32 protein-coding genes are annotated in these 26,151 nt (G+C 69.8%); 26 read left to right on the top strand and 6 right to left on the bottom strand.

The window, feature by feature from the left end; all coding sequences use genetic code 11:
• Nucleotides 1–240: 240 nt before the first annotated feature.
• From AQI95_RS45885 to AQI95_RS41830, 15 genes are all read left to right on the top strand, one after another.
• Nucleotides 241–606 (top strand): hypothetical protein, encoded by a 366-nt coding sequence (locus AQI95_RS45885; protein ID WP_079071935.1) that lies wholly within the window; start codon nucleotides 241–243, stop codon nucleotides 604–606.
• Between the two features lie 500 nt (nucleotides 607–1,106).
• Nucleotides 1,107–1,730, top strand: coding sequence for a hypothetical protein (locus AQI95_RS47700; RefSeq protein WP_159056704.1), 624 nt, complete (start codon nucleotides 1,107–1,109; stop codon nucleotides 1,728–1,730).
• The gene (locus AQI95_RS41890) at nucleotides 1,724–2,647 is read left to right on the top strand and encodes an ATP/GTP-binding protein (protein WP_107121909.1); all 924 of its coding nucleotides are present in this window, start codon (nucleotides 1,724–1,726) and stop codon (nucleotides 2,645–2,647) included. Before AQI95_RS47700 ends, AQI95_RS41890 begins: the two co-directional genes overlap by 7 nt.
• Before the next feature lie 37 nt (nucleotides 2,648–2,684).
• A complete protein-coding gene (locus AQI95_RS41885) occupies nucleotides 2,685–3,401 on the top strand; it encodes an SAF domain-containing protein (RefSeq protein WP_244189064.1) in 717 nt (238 codons plus the stop codon).
• A complete protein-coding gene (locus AQI95_RS41880; protein WP_067136459.1) occupies nucleotides 3,401–4,258 on the top strand; it encodes a hypothetical protein in 858 nt (285 codons plus the stop codon). The genes AQI95_RS41885 and AQI95_RS41880 overlap by 1 nt, the downstream gene beginning before the upstream one ends.
• Nucleotides 4,259–4,361: 103 nt before the next feature.
• Nucleotides 4,362–5,729 (top strand): TadA family conjugal transfer-associated ATPase, encoded by a 1,368-nt coding sequence (locus AQI95_RS41875; protein WP_067136457.1) that lies wholly within the window; start codon nucleotides 4,362–4,364, stop codon nucleotides 5,727–5,729.
• Nucleotides 5,726–6,646 carry a type II secretion system F family protein gene (locus AQI95_RS41870; protein ID WP_067136450.1) on the top strand — a complete coding sequence of 307 codons (921 nt, stop codon included), beginning with the start codon at nucleotides 5,726–5,728 and terminating at the stop codon, nucleotides 6,644–6,646. Before AQI95_RS41875 ends, AQI95_RS41870 begins: the two co-directional genes overlap by 4 nt.
• Entirely contained in the window at nucleotides 6,643–7,521 is an 879-nt protein-coding gene (locus AQI95_RS41865) for a type II secretion system F family protein (protein ID WP_067136448.1), read from the top strand. Before AQI95_RS41870 ends, AQI95_RS41865 begins: the two co-directional genes overlap by 4 nt.
• Nucleotides 7,522–7,574: 53 nt before the next feature.
• A complete protein-coding gene (locus AQI95_RS41860) occupies nucleotides 7,575–7,814 on the top strand; it encodes a hypothetical protein (protein ID WP_067136446.1) in 240 nt (79 codons plus the stop codon).
• Nucleotides 7,815–7,825: 11 nt separating this feature from the next.
• Nucleotides 7,826–8,239, top strand: coding sequence for a TadE family protein (locus tag AQI95_RS41855; RefSeq protein WP_079071932.1), 414 nt, complete (start codon nucleotides 7,826–7,828; stop codon nucleotides 8,237–8,239).
• Nucleotides 8,239–8,682: a TadE/TadG family type IV pilus assembly protein gene (locus tag AQI95_RS41850; RefSeq protein ID WP_067136445.1), complete on the top strand. Its 444-nt coding sequence runs from the start codon at nucleotides 8,239–8,241 to the stop codon at nucleotides 8,680–8,682. The genes AQI95_RS41855 and AQI95_RS41850 overlap by 1 nt, the downstream gene beginning before the upstream one ends.
• Nucleotides 8,679–9,122 (top strand): pilus assembly protein TadG-related protein, encoded by a 444-nt coding sequence (locus AQI95_RS41845; protein ID WP_067136444.1) that lies wholly within the window; start codon nucleotides 8,679–8,681, stop codon nucleotides 9,120–9,122. Before AQI95_RS41850 ends, AQI95_RS41845 begins: the two co-directional genes overlap by 4 nt.
• A gap of 6 nt (nucleotides 9,123–9,128) precedes the next feature.
• A complete protein-coding gene (locus AQI95_RS41840; protein WP_067136443.1) occupies nucleotides 9,129–12,488 on the top strand; it encodes a LysM peptidoglycan-binding domain-containing protein in 3,360 nt (1,119 codons plus the stop codon).
• A 16-nt stretch (nucleotides 12,489–12,504) separates the two neighbouring features.
• Nucleotides 12,505–12,807 carry a hypothetical protein gene (locus AQI95_RS41835; RefSeq protein WP_067136442.1) on the top strand — a complete coding sequence of 101 codons (303 nt, stop codon included), beginning with the start codon at nucleotides 12,505–12,507 and terminating at the stop codon, nucleotides 12,805–12,807.
• Between the two features lie 98 nt (nucleotides 12,808–12,905).
• Nucleotides 12,906–13,637 carry a prepilin peptidase gene (locus AQI95_RS41830; protein ID WP_244189063.1) on the top strand — a complete coding sequence of 244 codons (732 nt, stop codon included), beginning with the start codon at nucleotides 12,906–12,908 and terminating at the stop codon, nucleotides 13,635–13,637.
• Nucleotides 13,638–13,697: 60 nt separating this feature from the next.
• Here AQI95_RS41830 and AQI95_RS41825 read toward each other — a convergent pair whose 3' ends face one another.
• Together AQI95_RS41825 and AQI95_RS41820 are read right to left on the bottom strand one after the other, a co-directional pair.
• A complete protein-coding gene (locus AQI95_RS41825; protein WP_067136440.1) occupies nucleotides 13,698–14,237 on the bottom strand; it encodes a GNAT family N-acetyltransferase in 540 nt (179 codons plus the stop codon).
• On the bottom strand, nucleotides 14,234–15,517 hold the full coding sequence (locus tag AQI95_RS41820) for an NsdA family TPR-like regulatory protein (RefSeq protein ID WP_244189062.1): 1,284 nt from the start codon (nucleotides 15,515–15,517) through the stop codon (nucleotides 14,234–14,236). The genes AQI95_RS41825 and AQI95_RS41820 overlap by 4 nt, the downstream gene beginning before the upstream one ends.
• A 227-nt stretch (nucleotides 15,518–15,744) precedes the next feature.
• Between AQI95_RS41820 and AQI95_RS41815 the strand changes: the two genes are divergently transcribed.
• The 9 genes from AQI95_RS41815 to AQI95_RS41785 all read left to right on the top strand — a co-directional run bounded on the left by AQI95_RS41815 (nucleotide 15,745) and on the right by AQI95_RS41785 (nucleotide 20,024).
• Nucleotides 15,745–15,972, top strand: a complete 228-nt coding sequence (locus AQI95_RS41815; RefSeq protein WP_067136438.1) for a hypothetical protein — start codon at nucleotides 15,745–15,747, stop codon at nucleotides 15,970–15,972.
• A complete protein-coding gene (locus tag AQI95_RS47695) occupies nucleotides 15,969–16,142 on the top strand; it encodes a hypothetical protein (RefSeq protein WP_159056703.1) in 174 nt (57 codons plus the stop codon). Before AQI95_RS41815 ends, AQI95_RS47695 begins: the two co-directional genes overlap by 4 nt.
• Nucleotides 16,139–16,345, top strand: a complete 207-nt coding sequence (locus tag AQI95_RS41810) for a hypothetical protein (protein ID WP_159056702.1) — start codon at nucleotides 16,139–16,141, stop codon at nucleotides 16,343–16,345. The genes AQI95_RS47695 and AQI95_RS41810 overlap by 4 nt, the downstream gene beginning before the upstream one ends.
• A 74-nt stretch (nucleotides 16,346–16,419) precedes the next feature.
• Entirely contained in the window at nucleotides 16,420–16,542 is a 123-nt protein-coding gene (locus tag AQI95_RS50000; RefSeq protein WP_279617058.1) for a hypothetical protein, read from the top strand.
• Nucleotides 16,543–16,669: 127 nt separating this feature from the next.
• Nucleotides 16,670–17,188 (top strand): ATP-binding protein, encoded by a 519-nt coding sequence (locus AQI95_RS41805; RefSeq protein ID WP_067136434.1) that lies wholly within the window; start codon nucleotides 16,670–16,672, stop codon nucleotides 17,186–17,188.
• Nucleotides 17,185–17,565 (top strand): hypothetical protein, encoded by a 381-nt coding sequence (locus AQI95_RS41800; RefSeq protein WP_067136432.1) that lies wholly within the window; start codon nucleotides 17,185–17,187, stop codon nucleotides 17,563–17,565. The genes AQI95_RS41805 and AQI95_RS41800 overlap by 4 nt, the downstream gene beginning before the upstream one ends.
• A gap of 207 nt (nucleotides 17,566–17,772) precedes the next feature.
• Complete coding sequence (locus AQI95_RS41795; protein WP_067136430.1) at nucleotides 17,773–18,312, top strand: hypothetical protein; 540 nt, start codon at nucleotides 17,773–17,775, stop codon at nucleotides 18,310–18,312.
• A 55-nt stretch (nucleotides 18,313–18,367) separates the two neighbouring features.
• The gene (locus AQI95_RS41790) at nucleotides 18,368–18,655 is read left to right on the top strand and encodes a hypothetical protein (protein WP_067136428.1); all 288 of its coding nucleotides are present in this window, start codon (nucleotides 18,368–18,370) and stop codon (nucleotides 18,653–18,655) included.
• Between the two features lie 205 nt (nucleotides 18,656–18,860).
• The gene (locus tag AQI95_RS41785; RefSeq protein ID WP_067136426.1) at nucleotides 18,861–20,024 is read left to right on the top strand and encodes a UDP-N-acetylglucosamine--N-acetylmuramyl-(pentapeptide) pyrophosphoryl-undecaprenol N-acetylglucosamine transferase; all 1,164 of its coding nucleotides are present in this window, start codon (nucleotides 18,861–18,863) and stop codon (nucleotides 20,022–20,024) included.
• 7 nt (nucleotides 20,025–20,031) lie between these two features.
• Here the strand turns inward: AQI95_RS41785 and AQI95_RS41780 are convergent, their stop codons facing one another.
• From AQI95_RS41780 to rfbB, 4 genes are read right to left on the bottom strand one after another with little or no spacing between them, the layout of a single operon-like run.
• Nucleotides 20,032–20,451 carry an arsenate reductase/protein-tyrosine-phosphatase family protein gene (locus tag AQI95_RS41780; RefSeq protein ID WP_067136424.1) on the bottom strand — a complete coding sequence of 140 codons (420 nt, stop codon included), beginning with the start codon at nucleotides 20,449–20,451 and terminating at the stop codon, nucleotides 20,032–20,034.
• Complete coding sequence (locus AQI95_RS41775; RefSeq protein ID WP_067136422.1) at nucleotides 20,436–21,587, bottom strand: DegT/DnrJ/EryC1/StrS family aminotransferase; 1,152 nt, start codon at nucleotides 21,585–21,587, stop codon at nucleotides 20,436–20,438. Before AQI95_RS41775 ends, AQI95_RS41780 begins: the two co-directional genes overlap by 16 nt.
• The gene (locus tag AQI95_RS41770) at nucleotides 21,584–22,597 is read right to left on the bottom strand and encodes an ATP-grasp domain-containing protein (RefSeq protein ID WP_067136420.1); all 1,014 of its coding nucleotides are present in this window, start codon (nucleotides 22,595–22,597) and stop codon (nucleotides 21,584–21,586) included. The genes AQI95_RS41775 and AQI95_RS41770 overlap by 4 nt, the downstream gene beginning before the upstream one ends.
• Nucleotides 22,587–23,609 (bottom strand): dTDP-glucose 4,6-dehydratase, encoded by a 1,023-nt coding sequence (gene rfbB, locus AQI95_RS41765; protein ID WP_067136418.1) that lies wholly within the window; start codon nucleotides 23,607–23,609, stop codon nucleotides 22,587–22,589. The genes AQI95_RS41770 and rfbB overlap by 11 nt, the downstream gene beginning before the upstream one ends.
• A gap of 254 nt (nucleotides 23,610–23,863) precedes the next feature.
• Between rfbB and AQI95_RS41760 the strand changes: the two genes are divergently transcribed.
• Together AQI95_RS41760 and AQI95_RS41755 are read left to right on the top strand one after the other, a co-directional pair.
• Complete coding sequence (locus tag AQI95_RS41760) at nucleotides 23,864–25,138, top strand: helix-turn-helix domain-containing protein (protein ID WP_107121907.1); 1,275 nt, start codon at nucleotides 23,864–23,866, stop codon at nucleotides 25,136–25,138.
• A gap of 357 nt (nucleotides 25,139–25,495) precedes the next feature.
• Nucleotides 25,496–26,005 carry a 2-dehydropantoate 2-reductase N-terminal domain-containing protein gene (locus tag AQI95_RS41755; RefSeq protein ID WP_067136417.1) on the top strand — a complete coding sequence of 170 codons (510 nt, stop codon included), beginning with the start codon at nucleotides 25,496–25,498 and terminating at the stop codon, nucleotides 26,003–26,005.
• Nucleotides 26,006–26,151: the final 146 nt, after the last annotated feature.

Raw genomic sequence — 26,151 nt, 5'->3', positions numbered from 1 at the left:
GCCTGGCCGCTGCTCCTGGGAACCGTGCTCACCGTGCTCGGCCTCACCCTGCTCAGGCCGACTCACGCCCGCGTGGGACAGGACGTCGCAGCGCCCTCTTCCTCCGCTGCGCTGCCCACTGCCGCACGCACCGCGCCACCACTGAGCCCCACCTCCCGGATGGCCATGCCTCCACCTAAGGCATCCGCGTCACTGCCGCCCCGCAGCAGGGCCGCTGCACCGTCAGCCGGGGTTGTACCGGTGACCGGGGACGGCCCCGGCGGTGACTACGCCATCCAACAGGTCCTCGAAAGCAGCTCGCCCGCCAATCTGCCCCGCGCCGAAGAGAATCAACTCGTCGCCCTCGGCTCCCGCATCTGGCTTGCCGAAGTCACGGGCACCGGCCGCGACCGATGGCCGACCTACTTCGGCAACGAGCCGCTGCACACCCCGTACCGCGACGTACGGATCCAAGCGGGCATCGCCCGCACGGTAGGCGGCAGCCCCGACCGCGCTCGAGTACGCCTCGTGTGGGCAGGGGAGGACCCTGCAGGCGAAGCCGAGGACGGACGTTCGGCTCAGGTTCTCCTCACGCGGTCTCACGCGGCCTGGCAGCCGATTCGGTGAACGACGACCTGTGAGAGTTGGGCGGTCTCCACCTCCCCGGGACATGGGCCGACAACAGCGCCGAGCGGGGGCCAACCGGTCCGCTGGCCGGTTTCCGGAAGAGCTGTTGGCTCGATGGCGGCGCCCTCCGCTGCGTCCTTTCGATGACCGCGAAGGCGGTCAACGCTGAACGCCCGAGATTTGTAGGGATGTTGATCCGGGGCGGCTTTGCTTCCGCGTTGGTACCCCGGGAACCCACGCGCTACGGGCCCTTTGGGTTGCGTAGAACGGGAGGCGGCAGCCGATCTTCCAGCCGCTTCTCCCTCCGGGTGGGAAGTGTGACCGTTTCAGCCCGCATTGTGGGCTTGAACAGCGAGAACGGACTGTGGTGTTGGCGATTCTTTGCGTAACGTATGTGACTACGGCATGCGTCCGGGATCGGCGTGCTGAGGCAGCTACAACGCCCTGCCCGCCATGTCCCAGGTCGAACGCCGCCGACAGCAATGAAACGGGGAGGCGCAATGGCACAAGTGGCACGACCGAAGCGCAACGCGCTTCGCATCCGAGATCAGCAAAATCGACTTATCGGCTCGGTGGCAGTCGTCGGGTGTACCGCACTGGTGATCACCCTGGCGGCTGGCTGTTCCTCCGGCGGTGGGAGCAAGTCCCAGAAGTCGCCGAGCCCCAGCACAGCCTCCCCAACGAGCACTCTGTCCGCTGACCAGACCCAGGCTCGCAAGGACGTCATCGCTGCATATCAGGGCATGACGAACGAGCGGGTCAAGGCCTACGCCAAGGCATCCCTCGACGGAAGCAATATCACCAAGTACGCCACGGGTGACGCACTGTGGGAAGTGAAGAACGCGGTCTTCATCAACATGCGAAACGACATCGTCGTCAAGGGCGAGCCCAAGGTGACCGCGACCGAGGACGATGCCAGCGTCGATCTGGACAGCACCCCGCCACGTGCCACCCTGCGTGTGTGTTTCGACAACAACACATGGGACCCGGTCGACAAGAAGAATGGGAAGAGCGTCGCTCCGCCTAACCAGGTCAAGCGCTACACGATCAACGCCAACCTGCAGAAGCAGGGCGCTCAATGGCTGGTCACCGAGGCGAAGGCGGACAAGGAGCGAACATGCTGAGCCGTCGCGCCGCGGGCACCGCTCTGTCCGCCCTTATCGCCGTGGGACTGGGGCAGAGCGCCGCATTCGCTGGTGGCGGCAAAGTGGTGTGTGAACAGGGCTTCTGCCGGGTTGTCGCCGACGACACCACTACGACACCTGGCAGTGGCGGAGGGAACGGTAAGCAGGCCTCGGACAGTGGCGGTTCGGCGAAGCCCAAATGCCTCGACAGCAATGTGGGCAACTACGAAGTCCCCTGCCACCTGAAGGGCTTCGGCGACTGGGCGAATGGCCACAACTGCTACTACCAGGTGGCCAACCCTCAGCCGCCGGCGGGCGACCCGCGGTGGGAGGGGCATAGCCAGGCCGACGGCGCTGTCTACGACGCGTACTGCCCCGACAACCCCAACATGACGAGCCAGTTCTTTGCACAGCCTCCGAACGGCGGCGGTCCAAGGGTCGACCCGAGGACGCTGGCTCTTGAGGCCGTCAAGAAGATGCGGCTGCTCGGCCCGGACATCGCCAGTCCGAGGGCGGCCGGTAGGTACACCGTGGGTGTCCCCATGTGGATGTGGGTCAACCAGGATGCGACGACGTACGGTCCCCAATCCGCCACGGCGTCGGCCGGCGCGGTGACCGTGACAGCCACCGCGAAGGTTTCCAAGATCGTGTGGCAAATGGGTGACGGATCCACTGTCACGTGTACAGGCCCCGGCACGGTCTACCAGGGCTCGGATGGCATGGCCGACTCACCGACCTGTGGCCACCGCTACACCACGACCTCAGCTGGTGCGGGAGGGACGTTCCAGCTGACGGCGACGTCGACCTGGGCCATCGACTGGCAGGTGAACGGCCGTGGGGAGACGGGCCAGTTGACTGAGGTACGGCAGTCCCAGGTCCAGGTCGCGGTGGGCGAGTTGCAGGCTGTGGGCAGCTGATCGAGGGACGCGTGTTCCAGAAGGAAGAAGGCACATCGTGAGCAAGACGGAGGCTCCGGCCGGTATGCCGGGCCAGCTGCCCGCGCAGGCGACGCACAGTCAGGTGCCCAGCGCTGCGGTCGGGTTCCGTGCGCGTCGGCGGCGGCCCGGCATGTATGCCCTGGCGGTTGCCCTGATCGCCGCGGGCGGCGGAGGCGGCTTCCTCGCCTTTCAGGAAACGGGGCAGCGCACGCCAGTCCTGGCGGTCGCCCATGACGTGCAGGCCGGCGACGTGATCCAGGACTCGGACCTCGTCGAGGCCTCCGTGTCGCTGGACCCGGCGCTCAAGCCCATCCCCGCCTCGCAGCGCAGCCAGGTGGTGGGCAAGCGGGCGGCCGTGGCCCTGGTGCCCGGCTCTCTGCTCTCCCGGGGGGAGGTCACCACTCACACCCTGGTCAAGGCGGGGGAGCGGCTGGTGGGTATCGGGCTGAAGCAAACGCAGATGCCGGCCACCCGGCTCTCGCCCGGTGACAACGTCCTGGTCGTGTTCACGCCGTCCGACGGATCGTCCACCAGCACTGCCACCGACAAGACAGCCGGGGACTCCGCGCCCAAGACGATCTCTGCGCGGGTCGTGCGGGTGGGGGACAAGGCGCAGACCACCAACGACCAGGTGGTCGACGTGGCGGTGCCCGCCGAGGAGGGCCCCTCGCTCGCGGCTCAGGCTGCGACGGGAAACGTGGCGCTCGTCGTGGATGCATCCGGAGGTTCGTGATGGCGGTGATCTCGCTGGTCGGGCTGCCGGGCGCGCCCGGAGTGACGAGTTCGGCGCTGGCGCTGCTGCGCGCATGGCCGCTGGACGACGGCCGGCGCCTGGTGTTGGCCGAGTGTGACCCCGACGGCGGCTCCGTCCTGTCCGGCGCGCTGGAAGGGCGTGTCGAAGCCGACCGCGGTCTGCGCAACTTGACTGAGTCGTCGCGGACGCAGGAACTGGTGCAGGCGTTCTGGCCGCAGCTGATCGCCCTGGAGAACGATGAGCGGCGCAGCGAGCGCAATCGTCTGCTGCTGCCCGGGCTGACGTCGATGTCGCAGGCCGCGAGTCTGGCCCCGGTCTGGGGTCAGCTCGGTGATCTTTTCGCCGGCATCGAGGCGCATGGCCACGATGTGCTGGTCGACCTCGGGCGTTCGGGCGCGTTCGGCCCCTCCGGCGTCCTGGCCCTGCGTGCGGACGCCGTACTCGTGGTCATGCGCGGTACGGTCCGCAGCCTGCACTTCGCGCAGTCCCGCATCGCTCAGCTCCGTGCACTCCTGGATGGTGAACACGGCCGCGGATCTGGCTCTTTGGGCATCGTGCTGATCAAACAGGGCCCCTACAGCGCACGGGAAGTGGAGGCCGAGCTCGACCGTCGGGGCATCGGTACCCCTGTTTTGGCGACGTTGCCGTACCGGCCCGAGGAAGCTGCTGTGCTGTCCGACGGCGCCCCTGAAGGGCGCGGTTTCCTGCAGGGCAAGCTGATGAGCGCTGCGCGGGACGCGACGACCCCTATCCGGCAGCGAGTGGTAGCCCGCCGGGCGCGGCTCGCCTCGCCGCTGCACCAGCGCCTGATGAGGGGAGCGACCGGTGCGCGCTGAGCGTATGTACCCTGCGGCTGTTCCCCCGCCTGCGCCTGCCGCGCCGCCTGCACCGGCGCTGGCCTACGACCCGCGCACAGTCGGGCAGGCCGGCTCTCCGGCGATGGTCAACGCGGCCGCCGTGCCGCGGGTGAACGTCGACGGCAAGGCGGCTGGCGAGATCAAGCGGCAGGTCAACAACCAGCTCCTGGCCGAGGCCAAGACCAACCCCAGCCTGGTGGGCCCGGCCCGTGAGCAGCGGGCCCGCGCCCTGATCAACGAGCGGGTCGCGGTATGGGGGGACGCCACCCGCGTCTCGGGTGCCGTCGCCCAGGTCGACGAGCAGCAGATGGCCGCGTTGGTCTTCGACATGCTCTTCCGCGCCGGACGGCTCCAGCGCTACCTGGACGACGACCAGGTCGAGGACATCTGGATCAACGGCCACGACAGGGTCTTCCTCAAGTACAGCGGCGACGGCGAGGCCGTTGCGGTCGACCCGGTCGCCGACTCCGAGGAGGAGCTCCAGGAGCTGGTCCGTGACCTGATCCGCAACAGCGGCCAGAGCGGCAGGACCTTCTCCACCGCCAGCCCGGACGTCGCACTGCGACTCCCCGACGGCTCCCGCCTCCAGGCCCTCCACCCGGAAATCACCGGCGACCGCACCTTCGTCACGATCCGCCGCCACCGCCTGCAAGACGCCTCACTGGACGACCTCGTCAAGATCGGTGCTATGGACCCCGTGGTCGCGGCCCTGCTCGGGGCGTGTGTCCGCGCGCGCCGCAATGTCATGGTCGTGGGGGAGCAGTCGAGCGGGAAGACCACCATGCTGCGCGCGTTGATGAAGGAGATTCCGCAGCATGAGCGATTCGGCACGATCGAGACCGAGTTCGAATTGTGGGCCCACAAGAACGGGTTCCACTCCCAGGTGGTGCCGATGGAGGCCCGTGAGTCCAACGGCGAGCGTGTGGACGGACGCTCGGTCGGCGAGATCACCCTGCTCGACCTGATGTACCGGGCCAAGCGGATGAGCTTGAAGCGGGTCGTGGTCGGCGAGGTCCGCGGGCCCGAGGTGACCGCGATGATGCAGGCCCTCACCAGCGACCGGCCCGGCAGCATGTGCACGATGCACGCCAGCGAGCCGCACGTGGTCTTCGACCGCATCGCCGAGCTGTACCTGCTCGCGCGCGGCAACTTCTCCGAGCAGCTCGCCTACCGGCAGATCGCCAATGGCCTGCATTTCGTGGTGTTCCTGTCGGTCGACGAATCCGGCCCGATCCCGCGCCGCATGGTCAGCCACGTGTGGGAGATCACCGGTATCGGGGAGAACGGCCGGCCCGCCTATAACGAGATCTTCAAGCCCGCTTCCGAGTGGGATCTGCGTGCGGTGCCCGCCGCGCCGCTGTCCCCCCGGTCTCGGCGCCGCCTCGAACTGGCTGGGTTCTCCAGCCACCTGCTGGATCAGCCGGCCGCCTGGCAGGGGGTGGGAGCATGATGTCCGCGCTGTGGTGGACGCTGTGCGGCGCCCTGCTCGCCGGCGGGCTGGTCGCCGCGACCGTGGCCGCCATCGGCACCACCGTGCCCGCCGGGCAGGGGCGCATCGCCCGCTGGCAGGCGCAGTGGTCGGGCGGCCCGGACGCCCACCGGCGCATCGCCCGCCGCCGGATGTTCGTCATTGCTGCCGTGGTCACCACGGCTGGGGTGTGGCTGGTCAGCGGGGTGTTTGTGGCTGCGCTCCTGCTCGGTGCAGCGGTGATCGGCGTGCCGTGGCTGGTGTCCCCGGCTGACACGGTCAAGGGACGGATCGCCAAGCTGGAGGCGCTGGCCGACTGGACTCAGCGCCTGTCGGAGATCCTGCGCCTTGGGCTTGCCCTGGAACAGGCGTTGACCACCAGCCGGAAGAACCCGCCTGCAGCGATTGAGGACGAAGTCGCCGAGCTCGCCGACAAGCTGAAGGCCGGCTGGTTGCCGGTCGACGCGCTCAGGGACTTCGCGGACCGGCTCGACGACGTCACCGCCGACAAGGTGGTCGCCGCGCTGATGCTGTGCGCGGTGGACCCGGGCCCGGGCCTGGCCGCGGACCTTGAGGACGTGTCCGCTTCCATTCGTGAAGAGGTTGTCCAGCGCCGCAAGATCGAGTCGGAGCGGGCCAAGTCCCGCAGTGCTGTGCGCAGCATGACGATCATCAGCCTGTGCTTGGTCCTGGGCGGGTTCCTCGTTGCTTACACCGCCCCCTACGGCACTCTGCTCGGCCAGCTCGTCCTTGCCCTCCTGGGCGCCGCGTTCGCCGGGGTGCTGTGGTGGACCCGCCGCCTGGCCAGCCACCGCCCGGTGCCCCGCTTTTTGATCATCGACCCGCGCAGCCGGGTCAAGCAACAAACCGAGCCGGCCTTCGAGGAGTTCGTCGGATGAGCATGACCGCGCTGGTTGTCTGCGGCGGCCTTGCGGGGGCCGGCGTGGCACTGGTGGTGCGCGAACTGGTGCCCTCCGCTCCCAAACTCGGCCCCACCCTACGCCGCCTGGACCCGCCCGCTCCGACCCCGGGAGACCGCTCGCAGCGGCCGAACCCCTCCACGGCATGGGCGGGACGCCTGGCGGAGCGACTGCCCGGCACCCTGCCGCGCACCGACCTGGACCTGCTGAGCCAGAGCCTGGAGCAGTTCGTCGTCAACAAGGTCTCCCTCGCCCTGCTCGGCCTGCTCGCCCCTGTTGCCCTCGTGGTCGGCTGGACGCTGATGGGTCTGTCCGTGCCGCTGCTCATCCCTACCGGGTTGGGCCTGGCCTTCGCTGTGGTGCTGTGGTTCGTGCCCGACTGGTGGGCCGTCAGCGAAGCGGCCAAGGCCCGCACCGAGTTCGCCTACGGAGCAGCCGCCTGGATGCGACTGGTCGCCACCCGCATGGCCTCCGGCAAGGCAGCCGACCAGGCCCTGGAGGACGCCGCCCGCGTCGGCCGCGGCTGGGCCTTCGTCCGCATCCAGGAAGCCCTGTTGCGTGCCCGCACGGAGAAATCCTCGCCCTGGCAGGCCCTGGACGACCTGGGCACCCAGCTCAACCTGACCGTCCTGAACGACGTCGCCGACATCATGCGCCTGTCCGCCGACGATGGCGCCAGCATCTACGACACCCTCCGCAATCGCGCCAAGAGCCTGACCAACGAACTGCTCACTCAGGAAGCCTCCAAGGCCAACGCCGACAGCGAGAAGCTGCACATCCCTGCAGCCCTCCTCGCCGTGATCGTCATGGTCGCGCTCGCCTTCCCGGCGATCTTGAATGTCTTCTCCATCTGACGACCGCGCACCGACTTGGCGCGCACCCCAAAACTCCCAAGGGGGGACCCCTCATGAAGAACCTACTGGTGAAGGCCCACACGGCCGCGACTTTGCACACTGCTGCACTTCTGGCTCGCCTGGACGAGGCCAAGACCGAGATCAAGGAGCGCGGCGACCGTGGCGACGGCCCGGTCCCGACTGTCATCATCGTCGTCGCCATGATCGTGGGCGCCCTGCTCATCGCCGGCGGCCTGGCAGCTCTGTACGCCAAGGCCAACGACAAGCTCGGCAGCGTCAACCTCGGCGGCTGACGACCACACCCATGAACAGAGTGCTGCCGCGCCACGAACACGACCGGGGATCCTCCCCGGTCCAGGTGGCCATCGTCTTCCCGTTCGTCATTCTGCTGATGCTCGCAGCTGTGCAGGGCTTCCTGTGGGCCTATGCCCGCAACGTCGCCCTCACCGCTGCCCGGGAAGGCGTGTCGGCCGGCCGGATGTACGAGGCAGGGGCGTCGGACGGTGCCGCCAAGGCGCAGTCCGCGGTGGACGCTCTGGGCGGCAACATCCTCACCGGCCCGCGCATCTCCACCGACGGCAGCACCCCACAGCGCATCCGCATCCGCGTCCAGGGACAGGCCATCTCTCTGATCCCCGGCATGTCCGGGTGGGACGTCAGCGCCACCGTGTCCGGGCCAGTTGAACGGTGGACGACCGCCGCCCAGGGAGGCCGTTGATGCGCACGATCCTCCGAGGGGCCCACCGGGACCGCGGCGACATCGCCATCGAGGCGGTTATCGTCATGCCCCTCCTGCTCGCGCTCGCCCTGGTCTTCATCGCCGGCGCCAGGCTGTCCATAGCCGGACAGAAGACCGACGCCGCCGCTCAAGCAGCAGCCCGCGCCGCTTCACTGGAGCGCAATCCCGGCGCGGGACAGGCCGCCGCCCAGCAGGCGGCCGCGGACTCGCTCGCCTCTCAAAATCAGAGCTGCTCCGCCACCAGCGTCAGCGCCAACACCAGCGGGCTGGCCGCACCGATCGGACAGATCTCCTCCGTCACCGTGCGCGTCTCCTGCACCGTCCCCCTCGGCGACCTGTTCTTCCTCGACGGCGGCCCCGGAGTGCGCACCGTCAGCAGTTCCTTCACCTCGGTCGTTGACGCCTTTAGGACTCGCGGATGACCAGCACACAGCGCACCCCACGGCGGAACTGGGGCGATGACCGCGGCGGCATCTCCATCTTCGTCGCCATCATCGCTGTCCCCCTGCTGTTCGTCGGCGGTCTGTTCGCCGTCGACAGCTTTGGTGTCACCCGCGCCCACGAACGCGCCGATGGCATCGCCACCGAAGCCGCACGCGCCGCAGCCCAGGCCATCGACCCCGCCGAGGCCATCACCGGCCAGGCGGTCGTCGCCGACCCCCAGAACGCCGCCGCAGCCGCCCGCACCTACCTCAACAGAGCCGGCGTCACCGGCACCGTGACCGTCAGCGGCGACGGCCACCGGATCACCGTGCAGGTCACCGACACCTACACCGGCCGCTTCGCCCCCAAGACGTGGACCGTCCACGCCACCAGCTCCGCCTCACTGCTGCACGGGATCACCCACCCCGAGAAGGACTGACACCGGATGCCCACGACCCGATCCCGCTCCACCGCGCCCACCGGATCACGCACGCTGCGCATCCTGCGCGCCCTGGCATCCGCCCTCGTCCTGTGCGCCCTGGTAGCCGGCCTGCCCTGGCTGCTCCTGGCAGCCACCACGGCGGTCTGGGACTCGGGCGTCGACGCCTTCACCCACCTGCTCACCCGCCAGGACACCGGCAGCGCCTTCATGCTGGCCCTCTGCCTCGTCGGATGGGCCGCCTGGGCCACCTTCATGCTGTCCCTCCTGCTGGAGATCCCCGCCCAGCTCCGCGGCCGCAGCACCCCGAGCCTGCCCGGCCTCGGCGTCAGCCAACGCGCCGCCGCCATCCTGGTCGGCGGCATCATGCTGCTGTTCACCACCGGCACCCTCGCCTCCGCCGCCCCGGCCTCCGCCAGCGTCACCGCCTCGGCCAGCCACGTCCCCGGCGCTACGGCCCAGGCCACCGTCCACGCACCGGCCCAGCAAACGATCCCCGCCCAGCAGACCGCCAGCGCTGACCAGACGCAGCGGACCTACACCGTCCGAGACATGCGTCCCGCGGAGAGCCTGTGGAGCATCGCCGAACAGCTCTACGGCCATGGCGAGTTCTACACGAAGATCGCTGATGCCAACGAGGGCCACACCATGGCCGACGGCACGATCTTCCACGCCAGCGCCCCGATCCAGCCGGGATGGATCCTGCGCTTGCCCGACGAACCGACCAACGGGCCTACCATGCAGACCACCCACACCCAGCCGGCCGACTCCGTCGCCACCTCCTACACCGTGCGCACCGGCGACAACCTCTGGGACATCGCCGAGAACCAGCTGGGCGACGGCAGCAAGTACACGCAGATCTTCGAGGAGAACCGCGGTGCTCCGCAGCCCGGCGGCACCACCCTCACCGACCCGGACGAGATCCGCCCGGGCCTGAAACTCGACATCCCCCACGCGAGTGCCCCCGCCGCCCCGGCGCCCACCCACCCGGACCACCACGGCTCCAAGTCACCGGGCGACAGCACAGGCCACGACGAGCGCTCCTCCGGCCACGCCGATCACGACGGGAAAGCGGACGCGCCTGCACCGGCCTCCAACGCGGGCACGGAAACCACCGAGCCAGGTCAGAGCGCCAAGCCCGAGCACGACCAGCGCGCGACCGCGCCAGCGGTGCCCGCCCCTTCCGCCTCCAGCGCACACACGGCCATGCCTACGCCCACGGCGCCCGCGCCATCACCTTCGGCCTCCGCCCAGCAGCACGAACCGGCCCCGACGGCTTCCTCCTCGGCACCCTCGAAGACCGCAGAGACCACGCCCTCGCCCACAGCTGAACCCGCCGACGGGAACGACGGCCCGGTCATCGGCGTGCGGGAAGGAGCCGGAATCGGGATGCTGCTCGCGGGCTGCCTGCTCGTCACCGTGAGCGTCAAGCGTCTGCTCCAGCGCCGCCGCCGACGCCCCGGCGAGACGATCGCCATCGCGGCTGAACCCACCAGCCTTGAGAAGGCGCTGGACGCCAGCGCCGAACCGGCCAGCGTCGACCTGCTCGACGGCGCCCTGCGAGCCCTGGCCCGCCAAGCCGAGCAGCAGGGCCGCCCCCTACCTGCGATCCGTGGCGCCCGCGTCACCGCCCGTACTGTCGAACTCCTCCTCACCGCCGACACCGACGACGACGCCCTGGCCCCCTTCACCGCAGCCGACGCCGGGCGATGGACGCTGACGTCCCGCGACTTCCTCGACGACGAGACGCTGCACAACCTGCCGGCCCCCTTTCCCGGCCTGGTCACCCTCGGCACCGACCTCGACGGCAACCACCTGCTCCTCAACCTGCCTGCTGTGCGCGTCCTGCTGCTCGACGGAGACGACGACGCCGTGCGTGACACCGCCCGCATCATCGCCCTGGAAGCCGCCACCAGCACCTGGAGCGACCACGCGGAGATCCTCACCATCGGCCTGGGCGACGAACTGCCCGCCCTCCTGCCCCAAGGCCGCCTACGCGTCGTCCCCCACCTCGGCGCCGCCCAGAGCGACCTCGGTGAACTCCTCCTCGAGCACCACCAGCGCGACGAGGACGAGGACATGCCCCCGCTGCCCTGGCTCCTGATCTGCGCCGCCCAGGCACGCGAAAGTGACGCCCACCAGCTCGCCGAAGCGCTCGCCACGGCCCACAACGTTCCCGTCGCCCTGGTGCTCCCGGCCAAGGACGCCATCGGCGCCTTCCCCGACGCCGTACGCCTGACCGTCGGTACTGACACCCCCCAGCACCTCGACGTCCTGGACAGCGATCTGATCACCCAGTCCCTGACCGAAGAGGAGTACCGCGAGTTCGTCGACGTGCTCCACACAGCACAGGAACCGGCCCGCCCCGCCGAGGGACCCTGGACCCTCGTGCCGCCCGTCTCGCTGGACAAGCCCGAGACGCCCGTGGCCGCCTTCGCCGGACCGACCGCCGTACCCGACACACCCTTCGCCGCACTGGCCGGAGCCGCCGAGGCGCGACCGGCCGGCGACTCGGTACGCGTCCTGACCGCCGTGCCAGCACAGGCCCCCGACAGCGACGGCGTCGCGGAAATCGCTCCTTCCGCCTCCTACGAGTCCGTCACGGCCGTCACCGAGGAGGAATCCGCGGATGCCGTCGACCTGCACACACCGGAGATCATGGTCCTCGGACCGGTCGCCGTCACCGGCATCGAGGCCTCCGGCCACGGCTTCAAACTCGCCCTGCTCGCCGCCCTGCTGTACTTCAAGCCCGGCACCAGCAGCGATGCCGTGCGCGAGGCCATGGACCCGCGCAAACCCTGGTCGAAGCCCACGGTTCAGGCCCGCATCAGCGAGCTGCGCAACCGCCTCGGCCACGACGCCGACAGCAACCTCTACCTCCCACGCGACCGCAGCGGCATCTACCGCCTCTCGCCCAAGGTCCGCTGCGACTGGACCACCTTCCAGCAGCGCGCGGAACGCGGCCTCGCCAAGGGCCCGACCGCCGGCATCGCCGACCTGGAAGTGGCTCTCGGCATGGTCCGCGGACGCCCCTTCGCGGACACCGAGCCTATGTGGGCGGCAGCTCGCATCCAGGAGATGCTCGTACGCATCACCGACGTCGCTCACACCCTGGCCGCCTGGCACCGCGGCGCCCCCCGGCCCGACCTCGATGCCGCCCGCCGCGCGGTCCGCATCGGCCTTGACGTAGACGACAGCGCCGAACTCCTCTATCAGGACTGGATGCTGATCGAAGACCAGGCCGGCAACCGTGACGGCGTCACCAGCGCTTACAACACGCTCCTCGCCATCAACAAGGGCTTGGCTGTCAGCATGGAACCCGAAACGGAACGCATCTTCGACTCGATCATGAGCCGGAGCGCGTGACCGGGAGGACACCGCCGTGACCCGCTCCTACGACGAGACGTACCGCACCCTGCTCGCCCTGGCGGCGGACCTGGACACTCGACGGCGCCTGGAAGACGACGCCGTTGACGCCCATGCCACCGCCGCGATGCACGCCGTACGCTTCGCCGCGGCCATTCTTCAGCCACTCGTCCCCGGCACTGCGCCACCTTATGACCACGCCCTCGACCGGCTCCTGAAACTGACTGGTTCCTGGACGGACGCAGCCCTGGAACGAGGTGACTTTGTCCGGGAAGCCCCGCCACTGACTCTCATCAAGGGAGAGAAGGACGGTGCGTAACCGGGTCGGCTCGGCGGTATTCCCGGCACGAGTCCCTCTGCGCCTTGCCGTGAGTGCCAAGACCAGGTACCGCGACGGCACGTATTAAGGTCAGCCCGGTGGGAAACCTGCTGATCACCGGTGCCGCTGCCCTGTGGGGCGGGCGCACCGGCCTGCTCATACCAAGGGCTGCCTACCGGCTCTCCGTGACGCCCGACGAGCCATGGCGCGCAGCGTGTCCCGCCGGGCACCCGATCGCCGGCCCCGCCCGGGGATGGATCGGACGCGCCCGGTGCTCCGACGGAACCACCTACGGTCTGAACGCCCCGTTCTTGGCCGTGATCACCGCACTCGCCTGCGCCGCACTCGCCTTCACCACCGGCAACCGGCCTGAACTCGTCGTCTGGCTCCTGCTCGCGCCGGTCGCCATCCTCCTGGCCGCCGTCGACCTCGCCGTGCACCGGCTGCCGGACATCCTGACGCTGCCGCTCGCCGCGACCGCACTGGCCCTGCTCGGCGTGGCCGCAGCACTCCCGAATGCGGGCGGCCGCTGGACCACCGCCGTGCTCGGCTCCCTCGTCCTGGCCGCCTGTCACTTTGCAGTCTTCCTGCTCCCCAGCGGCATTGGCTTCGGCGATGTGAAACTCAGCCTCGCGGTGGGTGCCATGTTGGGCTGGTACGGCTGGGTCGTCCTCCTCGTCGGCACCTTCGCCGGATACCTGCTCGGCGCGGTGTACGGCGTCGCCCTCCTCCTCACGCGCCGAGCCAGCCGAACGACCACCATGCCCTTCGGCCCATTCCTCCTCGGCGGCACCTTCCTGGGGCTGCTGATGGGCTCCGCGCTGCAGTGAGCAGCTGGCGGAGGTGGAGGCCCGCCCCAAGATCGGAGCGGTCCGCCGAATGCGCGCCGGTCAGCACGTGGTGCGGATCATCACTGTGAGAACTGGCGAGGCTGCCGACGGCTGGCTGTGACCGATGTCCTCGTACCCCCATGACTGGTACAGAGCGCGAACCTTCCCATCACCGGCCGCCGAGTTCACCATGAGCGTCACGTAGGGCTCGGTGCGCTCGGCGAGAAGGGCGTCATGCATGAGCCGTGACGTACCGGTCTTCCGCCAGGTCGGCCGTACCCCAATCTCCTTGATGGCTAGGGCTGGATGCTGGGTATACATCGCCGCTGGCACAGGGCTGGTGCGTTGCCAGTACCGGTCACCGTGCCTGATTGTGTTCCCGTACGCGTACCCGACCGGCTGTCCGCCCGTGTACGCGAGGACGGCCACGAACCCCGGCTCGATGCCGTGCCGGTCCAGGCGCTCACCGAACGCCATGACGGCGTAGTTCGGCATGTGGAGGAGCGGGGCACGGACCTCGGCGTACACGTCGAGTAGGTCACCGCGGGCAGGGTCGAGGTCGGTGAACTGTCGGAGTTCGACTGCGGGTGCCGTGGTCATGCCGTGGTCCTCCAGGTGGCGGCGTGCTCGGTCCAGGTCTGCACGGTGGAGTTGCCCGGCGCCGTCGCTCGGAGCGCGGCGCCGAATTCCATCAGCATGCGGGAGACGCGGGCGTGTTGGGTAGCGGCGTCTGCCGGGACCTTCATCGCGGTCGCCGTGGCGGCGTCGGCGTCGCCCTGTGCGAGTTGGGCGTGTGCGAGCCGGGCTGTGGTGATGGCTCGGGACCGGACCATGTAGGGCCTTAGCCCCGACAGGGACCGGTGAGCGTGGTACTCGGCCGATGGGTGATCGCCGAGGGCTAGGTACGCCGAGAGGGCGAGGGAGTCCAGTTCAGCCCGGTCGTAGAACGCGAGCAGCCACATGGGCCGCTGGGCGCCTGGGGCGGCGCGGTCCATGGCATCCTGAGCCTGGTCGAAGGAACGGCGGGCGCCAGTGGGGTCGTGGGCGGCCCCGTAGATGGCGCCCTGACGCGCCAGCCCGAGGCTCGCGAACAGCGGATCCCTGCGGGTCACGTGGAGGTTCCGGGCGACGTCGTTTGCGGCAAGGGCGTCCGCCGACCGTCCCATGTGCCGGTACATCGTCCCGGCATGGGACCAAATACGAAACTTGATCTCCTGGTCCCCGGACATCTCGGCGAGGGCCTGCGCCTCGCGCATGTGTGTGATGGCGTGGTTGTAGCGGCGCCCGTCGATCGCGGCCCACATCGCGGAGGAGCGGAAGGCGGCTGCGGCTGCGTAGAGGTTGCTGCGTACGCGCTGGGTGGCACTCCCGGAGTTCTGCAAGTTCAGTGCCTCGTCGGCGAGGTCGGCGGCACGCTGCTCAATGGTGCGTTGTCCACCGTGGCGGTGGTCGCTCGCGATGACCTCGGCGAACTCGCCCTGTAGACGTGCCACGTCAGTCATTCCGATACGGCGGGGCCCGGCGGTGCCGGGGGCGGCGGCTGCGGCGGCTGCGGCGGCGATGCCGCCGACGAGGGAACGGCGCTTCATGTCGTCAGGGTCCTCCTGTGGTGCGGCTGGGGTGGACCGAGTCCGGCCTCGAGGCACGAACCCTAAAGCGGTCGCGGGCAGACCCGAGACGTCCTCAAACGCCTTGCGCGTGGCTGCGTTGGGCGACTTGACACGCCCCGATCGCCAGTCTCGGACCATGCGGTCGTCATACCGTCCGCGCGTTCCCGTGAGCCGTTCAAGGGCTGCGTTCAGCGCCTCGGCCAGGCTTTTGGCGGTGTGCCCGTTGTCGTCCATCCACGCCACTAATGCCGTGTTGAGCGTGGTGTCCATGCACGCACCGTAGCGCTCCGAAATCGTGGAGTCAGGTAAATGGATGGTCAAAATCCCCTAGGGGGCACATTGCGATAGGTCCGCTTTCCCCTCACCCCCTTGCAATGAAAGGGCGTTGTCTATGTGCAGGCCGCTCGCCTCCCCCGTGCGGACGGCCGTGACGGGCCGCCGGTCCTCGTCCCCCGGAGGGGACCGGCGGCCACGATCGACAACGACGGGACCTGACGATGACCACTCGCGGCACAACCCCCCGCCCCGGCGCCCTGGTGGACGCTCCCGCGCTGCACCTGGACCGGCTGAGCGACCACCAGCGCACGGGCCGCTCCTGCTGCTGGTGCAGCGGCACCCCCGACTCCCGGTTCCCTGTCCGGCTGGGCACGGACGGCGCGGACTTGCGCGCCTGCCCCCTGTGCGCCGGCATGTACGGCGTCCCGGCCGTGGACGCGGGCCAGTGACCGGCGCCGACGACTTCCCGGCCGGTCTGGACAACTGGACCGCCCGTGATTGGGCGGAGTACCGGGAACGGGTCGAGGACGGTGAGGGCAGCGCGCATGCGATCGACGCTGTCCAGCGGCGCCGCCGTCGCCGGGCGCAGAGCGAGACGGCGCAGGAGAGTACGCGGTGACCGGCGCAACAGTGCCCCGCACGGCCGGGGTGGGGGACCTCGTCCGCGACACCTCCCGGGGCTGTCAAGCCGTGCTCACCGACGTACGCGACGGCGTCCCCTACCTTCGCGCCCAGTACGGCGCCACCTTCGCCGAGCCGTGGCCCACCACGTGGGCGGCCGTCGAGCTGATCGCCAAACGCGGCACCTGGGAGGCCTCGTGACGGACAGGCACAGGGCGCCGTCCGCCGACGGCAGGACCGTCTGCACCGTTCAACGCTCAAGGAGGCCGCCGCTTATGGCATCACCGAAGCCTCCGCTGCGGACCTGGATAACCGAAGCGGTCATCACGATCGCGCTGGCCGGCCTCGTGGTCCTCGCCTTCGGTGTCGCGTTGGTCCACACGCTTCGGAGCCACTGAGCCAAGGCGAGGGCAGCACCTGCCGTGGCCTCCCTCCATCGCCGCGCCTTCGCCGACCGGTGCTCACGCACCGCGAGGTTCGTCGACTGATGCTCGCTCACCGATCCCCCACAGAGGAGGTCGTGCCATGCGCACAGCGCACGCCGACGACCTGGATCCACCCCCCGCGTACCCGGAGACTCCGCTCGTCGTGCGCCGCGTAGGTCGCCGCCGGATGGTCGACTTGGACGGCACCACGTTCGCCGCGCCGGGCCGCGCTCGCGCCGAGGTACTACAGATCCTGACGGCATGGCGGGTACCGCCGCAGGCGAGTGCCGACTTACTCGTGATCGTCTCCGAACTGGTGACCAACGCGACGGTGCACCCGGCCCAGCCGGACCGGGTCGCGGTACTGGTAGCCCACGAGTCGCGCGCGGTCAGGGTCGCGGTGATTGGCCCGGCGACATCCAAGCGGTTGACGGCGAGCCTGCCGGATCAGGACGCGGAGGGCGGCCGGGGGCTCGCGGTGGTCGACGCCTACGTCGACGTATGGGGGCACCGGGTCTACGGCACCCAGCGCTCGATGGTGTGGGCGGTGGTCCGTTTCCCCGAACCCTCCGCCGTGTCGACGGCACCCTGCGCATCGGCATCCGGAGGAGCGGAGTGAGCCAGCACCGAGCCCCCGTACGCGTCCGCAGCTATCGGTGCGAGCACACCGCCGTCTTCGACGACGGCCAGGGCGCCGCCCGCCGTGTCCCCGGCGCCGTCGCCACCGTGCGCGGAAGCGAGGACGCGGTGGAGTGGGCCATAGAGCGTGTTCGCAAGATCGCCACCCAGCTCATGGCGACACAAGCCCAGGTCGACGCATACGTACGCGACGTGCGACAAGCCCACCCCGTGCAACCGGAGCACGTGCTGACCGAGGGCGGCCGGCTCGACCTGGAGGTGAGGGATACCGACGGCTCCCTGCACGAGATCACCGTGCATCTGCACCTCGACGTCCCCGCCCCCGTCCGCCTTCCCCGTCACCAGGCCGCCGTGTGAACACCACTGCCCGGCCCCGCGACGGCACGGGCGCTGAACAGCTGGCACGCAGCCGTCCCTTGACCGCCGTTGCCCGCAGGCGCCCCCGTCGCAGGCGGTCAACGGCTCGGAGAGCCCCGGCGCGCCCGTGCTGGGGCCCTCCCCCCTGCCCCCGCTGACAGCGGCAGCAGCACCCAGCCAGCGGGGAGAACGAAGGAGAAGTGAACTGTGAATCTGACGATCCGCGTGCCGTTCGGCGGCAACTGGAGGATCCGCCACTACGGTCTGCCGCTGATCACGGCAGCTCTCGGCGCCTACACCGCGGCCATGTGGGCTCTGCCGCCGTCGCACAACTGGCAGGGCCGAGCGGTGCGCTTAACCGCTCTGACGGCGATCGCCGCTGGCACGTTCCTCGCCCAGGCCCACGAGCAGGGAACACTGTGCGAGCGCTGCGGGCAACTGCCCGAGGACGTCGAGGCCAGGGCTCGGCGCCGTCGGCCCCTGCTGGCGTGGGACCACATCACCCGCGGCACCCAGCGGCGCCACCGCGTGAGCGAGGCCATCTTCTGGGCCCTGGTCATCGGGCCCATGCTCGCGCCGGCTGCATGGGGTCCGGCCCTGGCCACGGCGGGCTTCGCCTGGGTGACGACCGACCTATGGGCCACCCGGATGCACAACCGGCTCGCCTGGTGGTGTCCGTGGTGCCGACGTGGCGGAGACGACGAGAACACGCCCGCGCCCGAACCGCGCATCCCCCTGGCGGCGTGAGCAGCCTCCCCCCCATCGCCCGCCGACCGGCGGCAGACCAGAAGGAAGACTTCCGATGAGCTACTACACGAGGCCGGTACAGCCCGAGCCGCGCACCCCGCGGATACACACCCTGCTGGACGGCACCAGGCTCAGCGCTCCTCAGCCCATACCGGCGCGGGAACTGCGCATCAACCAATGGCTCTGTCTTGACGAGGAGCCCTGGCAGGTCGTTGACCTGCGCGCACGTGGTGGAGGAGGCAGCCGTGTCGTCCATCTCCACGGTCGCCGGCCCTTGACCATGAGCGACCACGAAGCGGTGCTGGTCTATACCGTCTCGGCTGCGCCCGTGCGGCGGGTCTGACCCATCAGGCAGACCTTGCGGCCGGCGAGTCGGGCCGCGGGGTCGAGGGTGGCATCTGTCGCCTACCGTGACGCCATCGAGCCGCGGGCCCTGGGGCCCCACGGCGGGCGCGTGACGTGGATTCACGCGCGGCGGCCGAAAGAGCGTCCCTCAGCCGCTACTGTGGCGGCTCGTCTGATCTCCGCCGGAACTTGGAGCAGTCCCGATGAACAGCGCCCCATTCCGTCTCGTCGTCACGGGCGGCGGGACCGGTGGACACACGTATCCCGCGCTCACCGCGGTGCGCACTCTCCAGGCTCGGCTCGCTGCTGAGGGGCGGGCGCTGGAGACTTTGTGGATCGGGACGGCAGAGGGCTTGGAGGCGCGCGTGGCGCCGGCCGAGGGCATTGCGTTCACCAGCGTGGTGACGGGCAAGATCCGCCGCTCGAAGAACCCGATCAAGCTGGTGTCGCCCGCGAACGTCAAGGACATGGCACGGGTGCCGCTCGGTGTCCTCCAGGCGCGCAGGGCTATCGAGCAGTTCCGGCCGGATGTGGTGCTCGCCACGGGCGGCTATGTCGCGGTGCCGGCCGGTCTGGCAGCTCGGATGTGTCACCGTCCGCTGGTGCTGCACGAGCAGACGGTGCGACTCGGGCTGGCGAACCGGAAGCTGGCGTCGGCGGCTGCGCGGATCTGTGTGTCGTCGGAGTCGACGCTGCAGATGCTGTCGGAGTCGGCGCGGCAGGCTGCCGTGGTGACGGGCAACCCGGTGCGGCCGGAAGTCCTGTCCGGACACGCGGACAAGGCCGTCGAGGCGTTGGGGCTGTGGGGTTTCGACCGGCAGCTGCCGACGGTGTACGTCACGGGTGGTGCGCAGGGTTCGCAGCAGATCAACGAGCTGGTGGGCGGGGTGCTGCCGTGGCTGCTGCAACAGGCGAACGTGGTGCACCAGTGCGGTCCGGCCAACGAGGAGGGCCTGCGGGCGCGTGCGGCCGGGCTGCCCGCCGAGCTGGCGGGCCGGTACTACCTGGCTGGGTTCGTCGGCGCGGAGCTGCCGGACGTGCTTGCGCTGGCCGATGTGGTGATCTCGCGCAGTGGTGCGGGGACCTTGGCGGAGCTGACGGCGCTGGGCAAGCCCGCGGTGTTCGTGCCGTTGGCGTCGTCGGCGGGCAACGAGCAGGCGCACAACGCGCGTCATCTGCAAGGGGCCGGGGCCGCGGTCACGCTCGAAGGCGAGGTGACGGCGGACCAGGTACGGAACGCGTTGGGCCCGCTCCTGGCCGATGCCCGCCTGCGGGAGACGATGGCGGAGCGGGCTCGTGCGTACGGCCGTCCGGACGCGGCCGACAGGCTGGTGGATGAGATCCTGTCCGCCGCCGTGTCCGGCTGACCGGGGCTCAGCTGATGTGGAGCGCCGTCCCGGCCTCGATGAGGATGGCGCACGCGTTGAACGCCTCTTGGTCCTTGCCCATGGGGTCGGGGACGTCGCGGTCGCCGAGGTACAGGCCGAGCTTGGGCTGAACGGCTTCGCCGCAGATCTCTCGAAGGACGTCAAGCACGGAGGCATCCATCGCGAGGACGCTGTCGGCCCAGTCCATCGCATCCAGGGTGAGCTGCCGCGCGCGGTGGGCGGTGAGGTCGAAGCCGAGCCGCCGAGCCGCGCTGATCATCGACTCGTTGGCGGGCTCGCCTTCCCACTTCCCGATCAGCCCGGCCGAGCGGACATCCAGCTCGGCGCCGCCTCGGTGGGCCAGGGCGAGCGCGGCGAACGGGCTGCGGCAGTAGTTACCGAGGCAGACGGTCAGGACCTTGCGCATGATGCTGCTCCCACGGTCTGGAGGACCTGGCCGAGGGTGGTGACGACCTGGTCGATGTCGGTCTCGGTCAGATGCTGGTGGAACGGCAGTGTCAGGATCTCCCCGGCGACCTGCTCGGTGGCGGGCAGGACTCGCCGCCACTGGGCGAACGCCGGCTGGAGATGGTTGGGCGGGTAGTGGACGCCGACTCCGATACCCCGGGCCTGCATCTGCGCGAACACCTTGTCGCGCCTGGGCACACGGACCTGGCACAGGTGCGGCACCGACCGGTCGGGGTCGACGTCGACCAGGGTCACTCGGTCCAGCGGGGCGAGGGCGCGTCGGTAGGCGCGCCACAGGATGCGGCGGGTGGTCTTGGCCTTCTCGAAGTGAGGGAGCTGGGCCAGGCCGATCGCGGCGTTGATGCTGGACATCTGGTACCGCAGGCCGAAGCTGGATACGTGGTAGCTGGTGGCCTGGGCGCGTTCGGCCTGGGACTGGACGACGCCGAGCAGCCTGATCCGGCGGACCGTGTCGGCCTCGGTTCGGGTGCGGGGGACGACGATGCCGCCCTGGCCGCAGGTGAGGTTCTTGATCGGGCCGAAGCTGAAGCAGGTCAGGTCTCCGGTCGCTCCGACACGGCGGGAGTCGTAGCGGGAGCCGAAGGCGTGCGCGGCGTCCTCGATGATGCTGACGTTCCGCGCGGCCAGTTCCTTGCGGACGCGGCAGAGGTCGACAGCCCGGCCGCCGAACAGGACCGGCATGACTGCGCGCGTGCGGTCGGTGACGGCGTCCAGGACGAGCTGGTCGGTCACGCACAGCGTCGCCGGGTCGATGTCCACGAACCTGGGGGTGGCGCCGACGGCGAGGATCACCTGGGCGGTCGCGCAGAACGTCATGGACGGCACGACCACCTCGTGGCCGGGGCCAACCTCCGCGGCGAGCAGCGCGGCGTGGAGGGCCGCGGTGCCGGACATGACGGCGACGGCGTCTGGGACGCCCAGGAACTCGGCGATGCGGCGCTCGAACTCCTCGGTTACGTCGGTGTGCCCGTACTGGCCGGTCTCCAGCACCCGGGAGACCGCGACGGCCTCCTCGCCATACAGGTACGGCGAGGCGTTGCGTGAGGCGCCGGGCGTCGCTGCTGTCGATGTCATGCCGGGGCTCCGTTCGATGCGAGGAGGACGGAGAGTTCGGCGGCGTCGCCGACGTGCAGGGTCTCGACGCAGCTGGCCAGGAACATGCCGGGCCGGTAGGTGAGACTGTCGTGGTCGACGGGCTGGCCGAACAGGCCGCGCACCATCTGACCGACGAGGTCCGCGCCGGCGGCCTCGGTGAGGGCGAACCCACCGGCGACCCGCACGTTCAGCTCGGTGATCGTGATCCGGGCGTCGTCGGTGACGAAGCCCTGGACGCAGCACAGGCCGGCGGCGCGGACGGCCCGCAGCGTGTCCACGACCAGGTCGCGTACGGCGTCGTTCTCGAAGGTGGTGGAGACGGCGGCGAGTCCGTTCTTCACCAGGTCCCGGCGGCGCAGGATGACGGAGGCCCGCCTGTCGCGGTCGACCAGGCAGTCCGCGGTGAACTCGGCGCCCTGGAGGCGTTCCTGGATGATGGCCTCGGGAACCAGGTCGCACAGCAGCGGCAGGTGCTCGCGTTTGTCCACGAGGTGGAAGCCCTGGGCGCCGTGGCCCTTGCGCGGCTTGACGATGAGCTCGGTGCCGTCGGGGATCTGGTCGATGTCCTCGAGCCGCCAGGTGAGCGCGGTCGGGATGCCGTGCCGGGTCAGGACCTGGTGGAAGCGGGCTTTGTCGATGCAGTCGTGCGCCGAGCCCACGTCGGGCAGCCACAGGCGTACGCCGTCGGCCTCCAGGCGGGGGTGCAGTTCGAGCAGCGGCACCAGGTCGTTCTCGATGCCGATCACGATCGCGTCTACGTTCAGCTCGCGGCACAGGCCGCGCATGATGCTGCCGTAGCCGGGGTCGTCGGCTCGCGGGATGACCTGGGCGATTACGTCGGGCAGGAAGAAGCCGGGGGCGAGCGGATTGCAGTCGGCCGCGACGACGTGGTGGCCGTGGCGAAGGAGGCTGCGGGTCAGGCCGAGGCCGGGGTTGGCGCCGACACCGGTCACGAGAATCCGGTACGGGCCGGTCGGCTCAGTGGGCATGCTGGCTCTCCAGTTCCTGGGAGGCGCTGCGGGCAGCGGGCATGACGGGAAGCAGGCGACGCGACAGCGGCGCCCACCGGTCGGTGTTGGCGCTGTACCAGGCGGCGGTCTCTTCCAGCCCGGCCTGGAAGTCATGGGCGGGCCGGTAGCCGAGGGCGGCGATCTTGCCCCAGCTCATGGCGTAGCGGATGTCGTTGGACAGCCGGTCCGGGATGTAGGTGACCTGGTCCCAGTCAGCGCCGCAGATCCGCAGCAACTCGCCGGTCAGCTCCTTGTTCGTCATGTCGGTGCCGCCGCCGAGGTTGTAGACCTCCCCAGGCACGCCCTGGCGCAGGACAAGTTCAATGCCAGCACAGTTGTCGGCGACGTGCAGCCAGTTCCGCACGTGCTGGCCGCAGTCGTGGAGGGTGACCTTCTCGCCGCGCAGCAGCCTTGTGACGAACAGCGGGATGATCTTCTCGGGGTGCTGGCAGGGCCCGTAGTTGTTCGAGGACCGGGTGACGCAGACCGGTGCTCCGTAGGTGTGCCAGTAGCTGAGCGCCACGAGGTCGCTGGCCGCCTTGGACGCGGCGTACGGGACCGTCGGGCGCAGTGGGTAGTCCTCGGTGGCCTCGCCGTTCACGAGCGGCCCGTATACCTCGTCCGTGGAGACGTGCACGAACCGCTCGACGCCGTGCCGCATGGCCGCGTCGGCGAGGGTTTGGGTACCGACGACGTTCGTGGTCACGAACATGCCAGCGGTGGTGAACGAGCGGTCCACGTGGGACTCGGCGGCGAAGTGGACGACCGCGGTGTGGCGGGCGACGAGTGTGTCGACCAGGTCGCGGTCGCAGATGTCACCAGGCACGAAGTCCAGCTTCGGACTGAGGAACGCCTCCCCGAGGTTCGCCTTGTTGCCCGCGTACGTAAGGGCGTCCAGGACGGTGACCTGCTCCACGTCCTCGGCGTCGAGCAGGCGCTTGACGAAGTGAGAGCCGATGAACCCGGCTCCGCCGGTGACCAGCAGCTTCATAGATGCCTCCGGTGAGGGTGACCGGCCGCCGACATGGGTGTGCCACGCGTTGGGGGTTCGGTCATGGAGACGCCCGGCTGTTGCCGGGCGCAGTCTTCACCATGGCGGCCCGCACACGCGGTTCGGAGCAGACAGGAAGGCATCGGCATCCGGTGTGCGGATCCGGCACACGGTGTGCATCCACGCGCTCTCCCAACTCCCCTGCCGTGAGGCTAGGTTCTGCACCACCCCGTCCCGGGTCCAAGGAGGTGCCCATGGGTGCGGATGCTGAGATCGGTGCCCTCTTACGTGGGGCGCGCTGCGCCGCGGGGTACACGCAGGCGCAGGTCGGCTTTGCGGTCGGTTACTCGGCGTCGGCGGTCTCCCGCATCGAGAACGGGAAGCTACGCGTCGACTACGCGACCTTGCTGCGGGTCGCCGCGTTTCTGCGGATCGCCCCCGAGCAGCTGCGTGCGTCTGCCGTACCCGGCATGACCAATGTCGCTACGGTGGCCGGAGGTTGCCGGTCGGACAAGGAGGACGAGGTGCGTCGTAGGGAACTGCTGACGGGGGTGGTGGCAGCGGGGGCGACGGCCGTCGTCGGCACTGGGCCGGCCTCCGCCGCCGCGCCGGTCGATCTGGACGAGGCGCTCTTCAGGCTGCCGCAGGCAGAGCCGATGCCTCTGTCCCTGCTGGTCGGACAGGTCGCTGCCGCCCGCCGGGACTACTGCGCCACCCAGTACGCCCGCCTCGAGCAAGTGCTGCCCGCGCTGATCGCGGCGGCTGAGGCCACCCGGGACGTCTCGAAGGGCCGGGCCCGCGACGAGGCGCATCTGGCACTGGCCCGTTCGTACGTGCTGGCCGCCGAACTCGCCTCGAAGCAGCACTCGGACGCGGCTTGGGTGGCTGCCGACCGGGCACTGGCAGCCGCGAGGTCCAGTGGTATCCCGGTCGCCGTCGGTGAGGCATCGCGTCAGCTGGCGATCGCCATGCGCCGCTCGGGCCGCCCCACCGCCGCAGTGAACCTGCTGACGAAGGAGGCCGCCGACCTGGACCCGTCGCACGACCAGACCGCCGCGGTCCGTACGACGCTGCTACTGACCGGCGCCTACTCAGCGGCCACGGGCAAGGACAAGTCGACGGCTCTGTCCCTGATGGACGAAGCTGGGCAGCAAGCGGACCGCAGGCCGGCCGTGCCGGGCCTCTTCACCGTCGAGGCCACCCGCGCCCAGGTCGACGCGTACCAGATCAGTGTGCTCAACGCGCTCGGCACCCCGGACGAGGGGGTCGACGTCGCGGCCCGCCTGGACATCAACCGCATGCCGACAGCAGAGCGGCGGGCCCGGGCGTGGACCGACATCGCCCGCATGTGGACCGCGCTTGGCGACGCGCCACAGACGTTCGACGCCCTGCGGCGAGTCGAGCAGGAGGCCCCACAGGAGGTACGACGGCCCGCGCTGCGCGCGCTGACGGCCGGTCTTCTGTACGGGCCGGCCCGGGTCGAGGGCGTCCGTGAATTCGCAGCCCGCACCGGCGCCCTGGCCGGTTGAAGTACCGGACATGACGCCGCCGCCTGGCCTCCCCCCGTGGAAGGCGGCTCGTGTCGTAGGTGGGCAGAGATCGAGGACAGCTGCGGGGACGTAGCCGTCTCGCCAGACCAGGTCGATGACGATGGGGGCTGTCTGAATCTGGTTCTGGCCGCGATTCCATGAACCGAGCTACGAGTCAGCAGGTAGGTGGGAGGGCTGGCCAGGGGTGTCCTTTGGGTGACGCGGTGCTCCTGGTACGCGGGCGGGAGTCCGTCCTGGCGACGGTTGGGCGGCCGGGAGGACAACATGCCCACCGAGCCCTCGGTTCGCTGACGCCTCCTGACCTTGCGGAGGGTTCGATATGCAAGGAGATTCATCATGTCCCGTCGTGTCGCCGTCTACGGAGCCGGCTCCTGGGGAACCGCCTTCTCCCTCGTCCTCGCCGACGCCGGATGCGAGGTCACACTCTGGGGCCGGCGCCCCGCCCTCACCAAGGCGATCAACGAGACCCGCAGCAATCCCGACTACCTGCCGGACGTGAAACTGCCGGCGAACGTGACGGCCACGTCCGAGCCGGCCGAAGCCGCGCGCGGCGCCGACATCGTCGTCCTCGCGGTCTCCGCCCAGAACGCCCGCACGCTGATGGAAGCCTGGCACGTGCTCTGGGAGCCGCGCACCGTGTTCGTGTCGCTGATGAAGGGCATCGAGCTGGGCACCGGCCGGGTGATGAGCGAGGTCATCGCCGAGACGACGGGCGCGGGGTCGGAGCTGATGGGGATTCTTGAAAACGGGTCTGGGCGGAATTTCGTGACGGTCACGAACGTGTCGTTCTCGGCAACATGTTTGGCTGCGGAAATTCCCTGGTCATGGGGGTTCTGTCTGTGTTGAAGGACGTGCTGTTCCCGGATGCTGTGGGGATGGTGCTGGACCGATTGACTGAGGTGGGCGGGGTGGTTGTGGCCGAAGCCCACAGTGTCGTACCGGAGTTGATGTGCCCGGACTGCGCGGCCGTCTCGCGTCGGGTACACAGCCGT

Origin of the sequence: Streptomyces yokosukanensis (assembly GCF_001514035.1) — a bacterium.
Classification (GTDB): domain Bacteria; phylum Actinomycetota; class Actinomycetes; order Streptomycetales; family Streptomycetaceae; genus Streptomyces; species Streptomyces yokosukanensis.
Note: the sequence above shows the minus strand (reverse complement) of the source record. Positions and strands in the feature narration are given on the sequence as shown.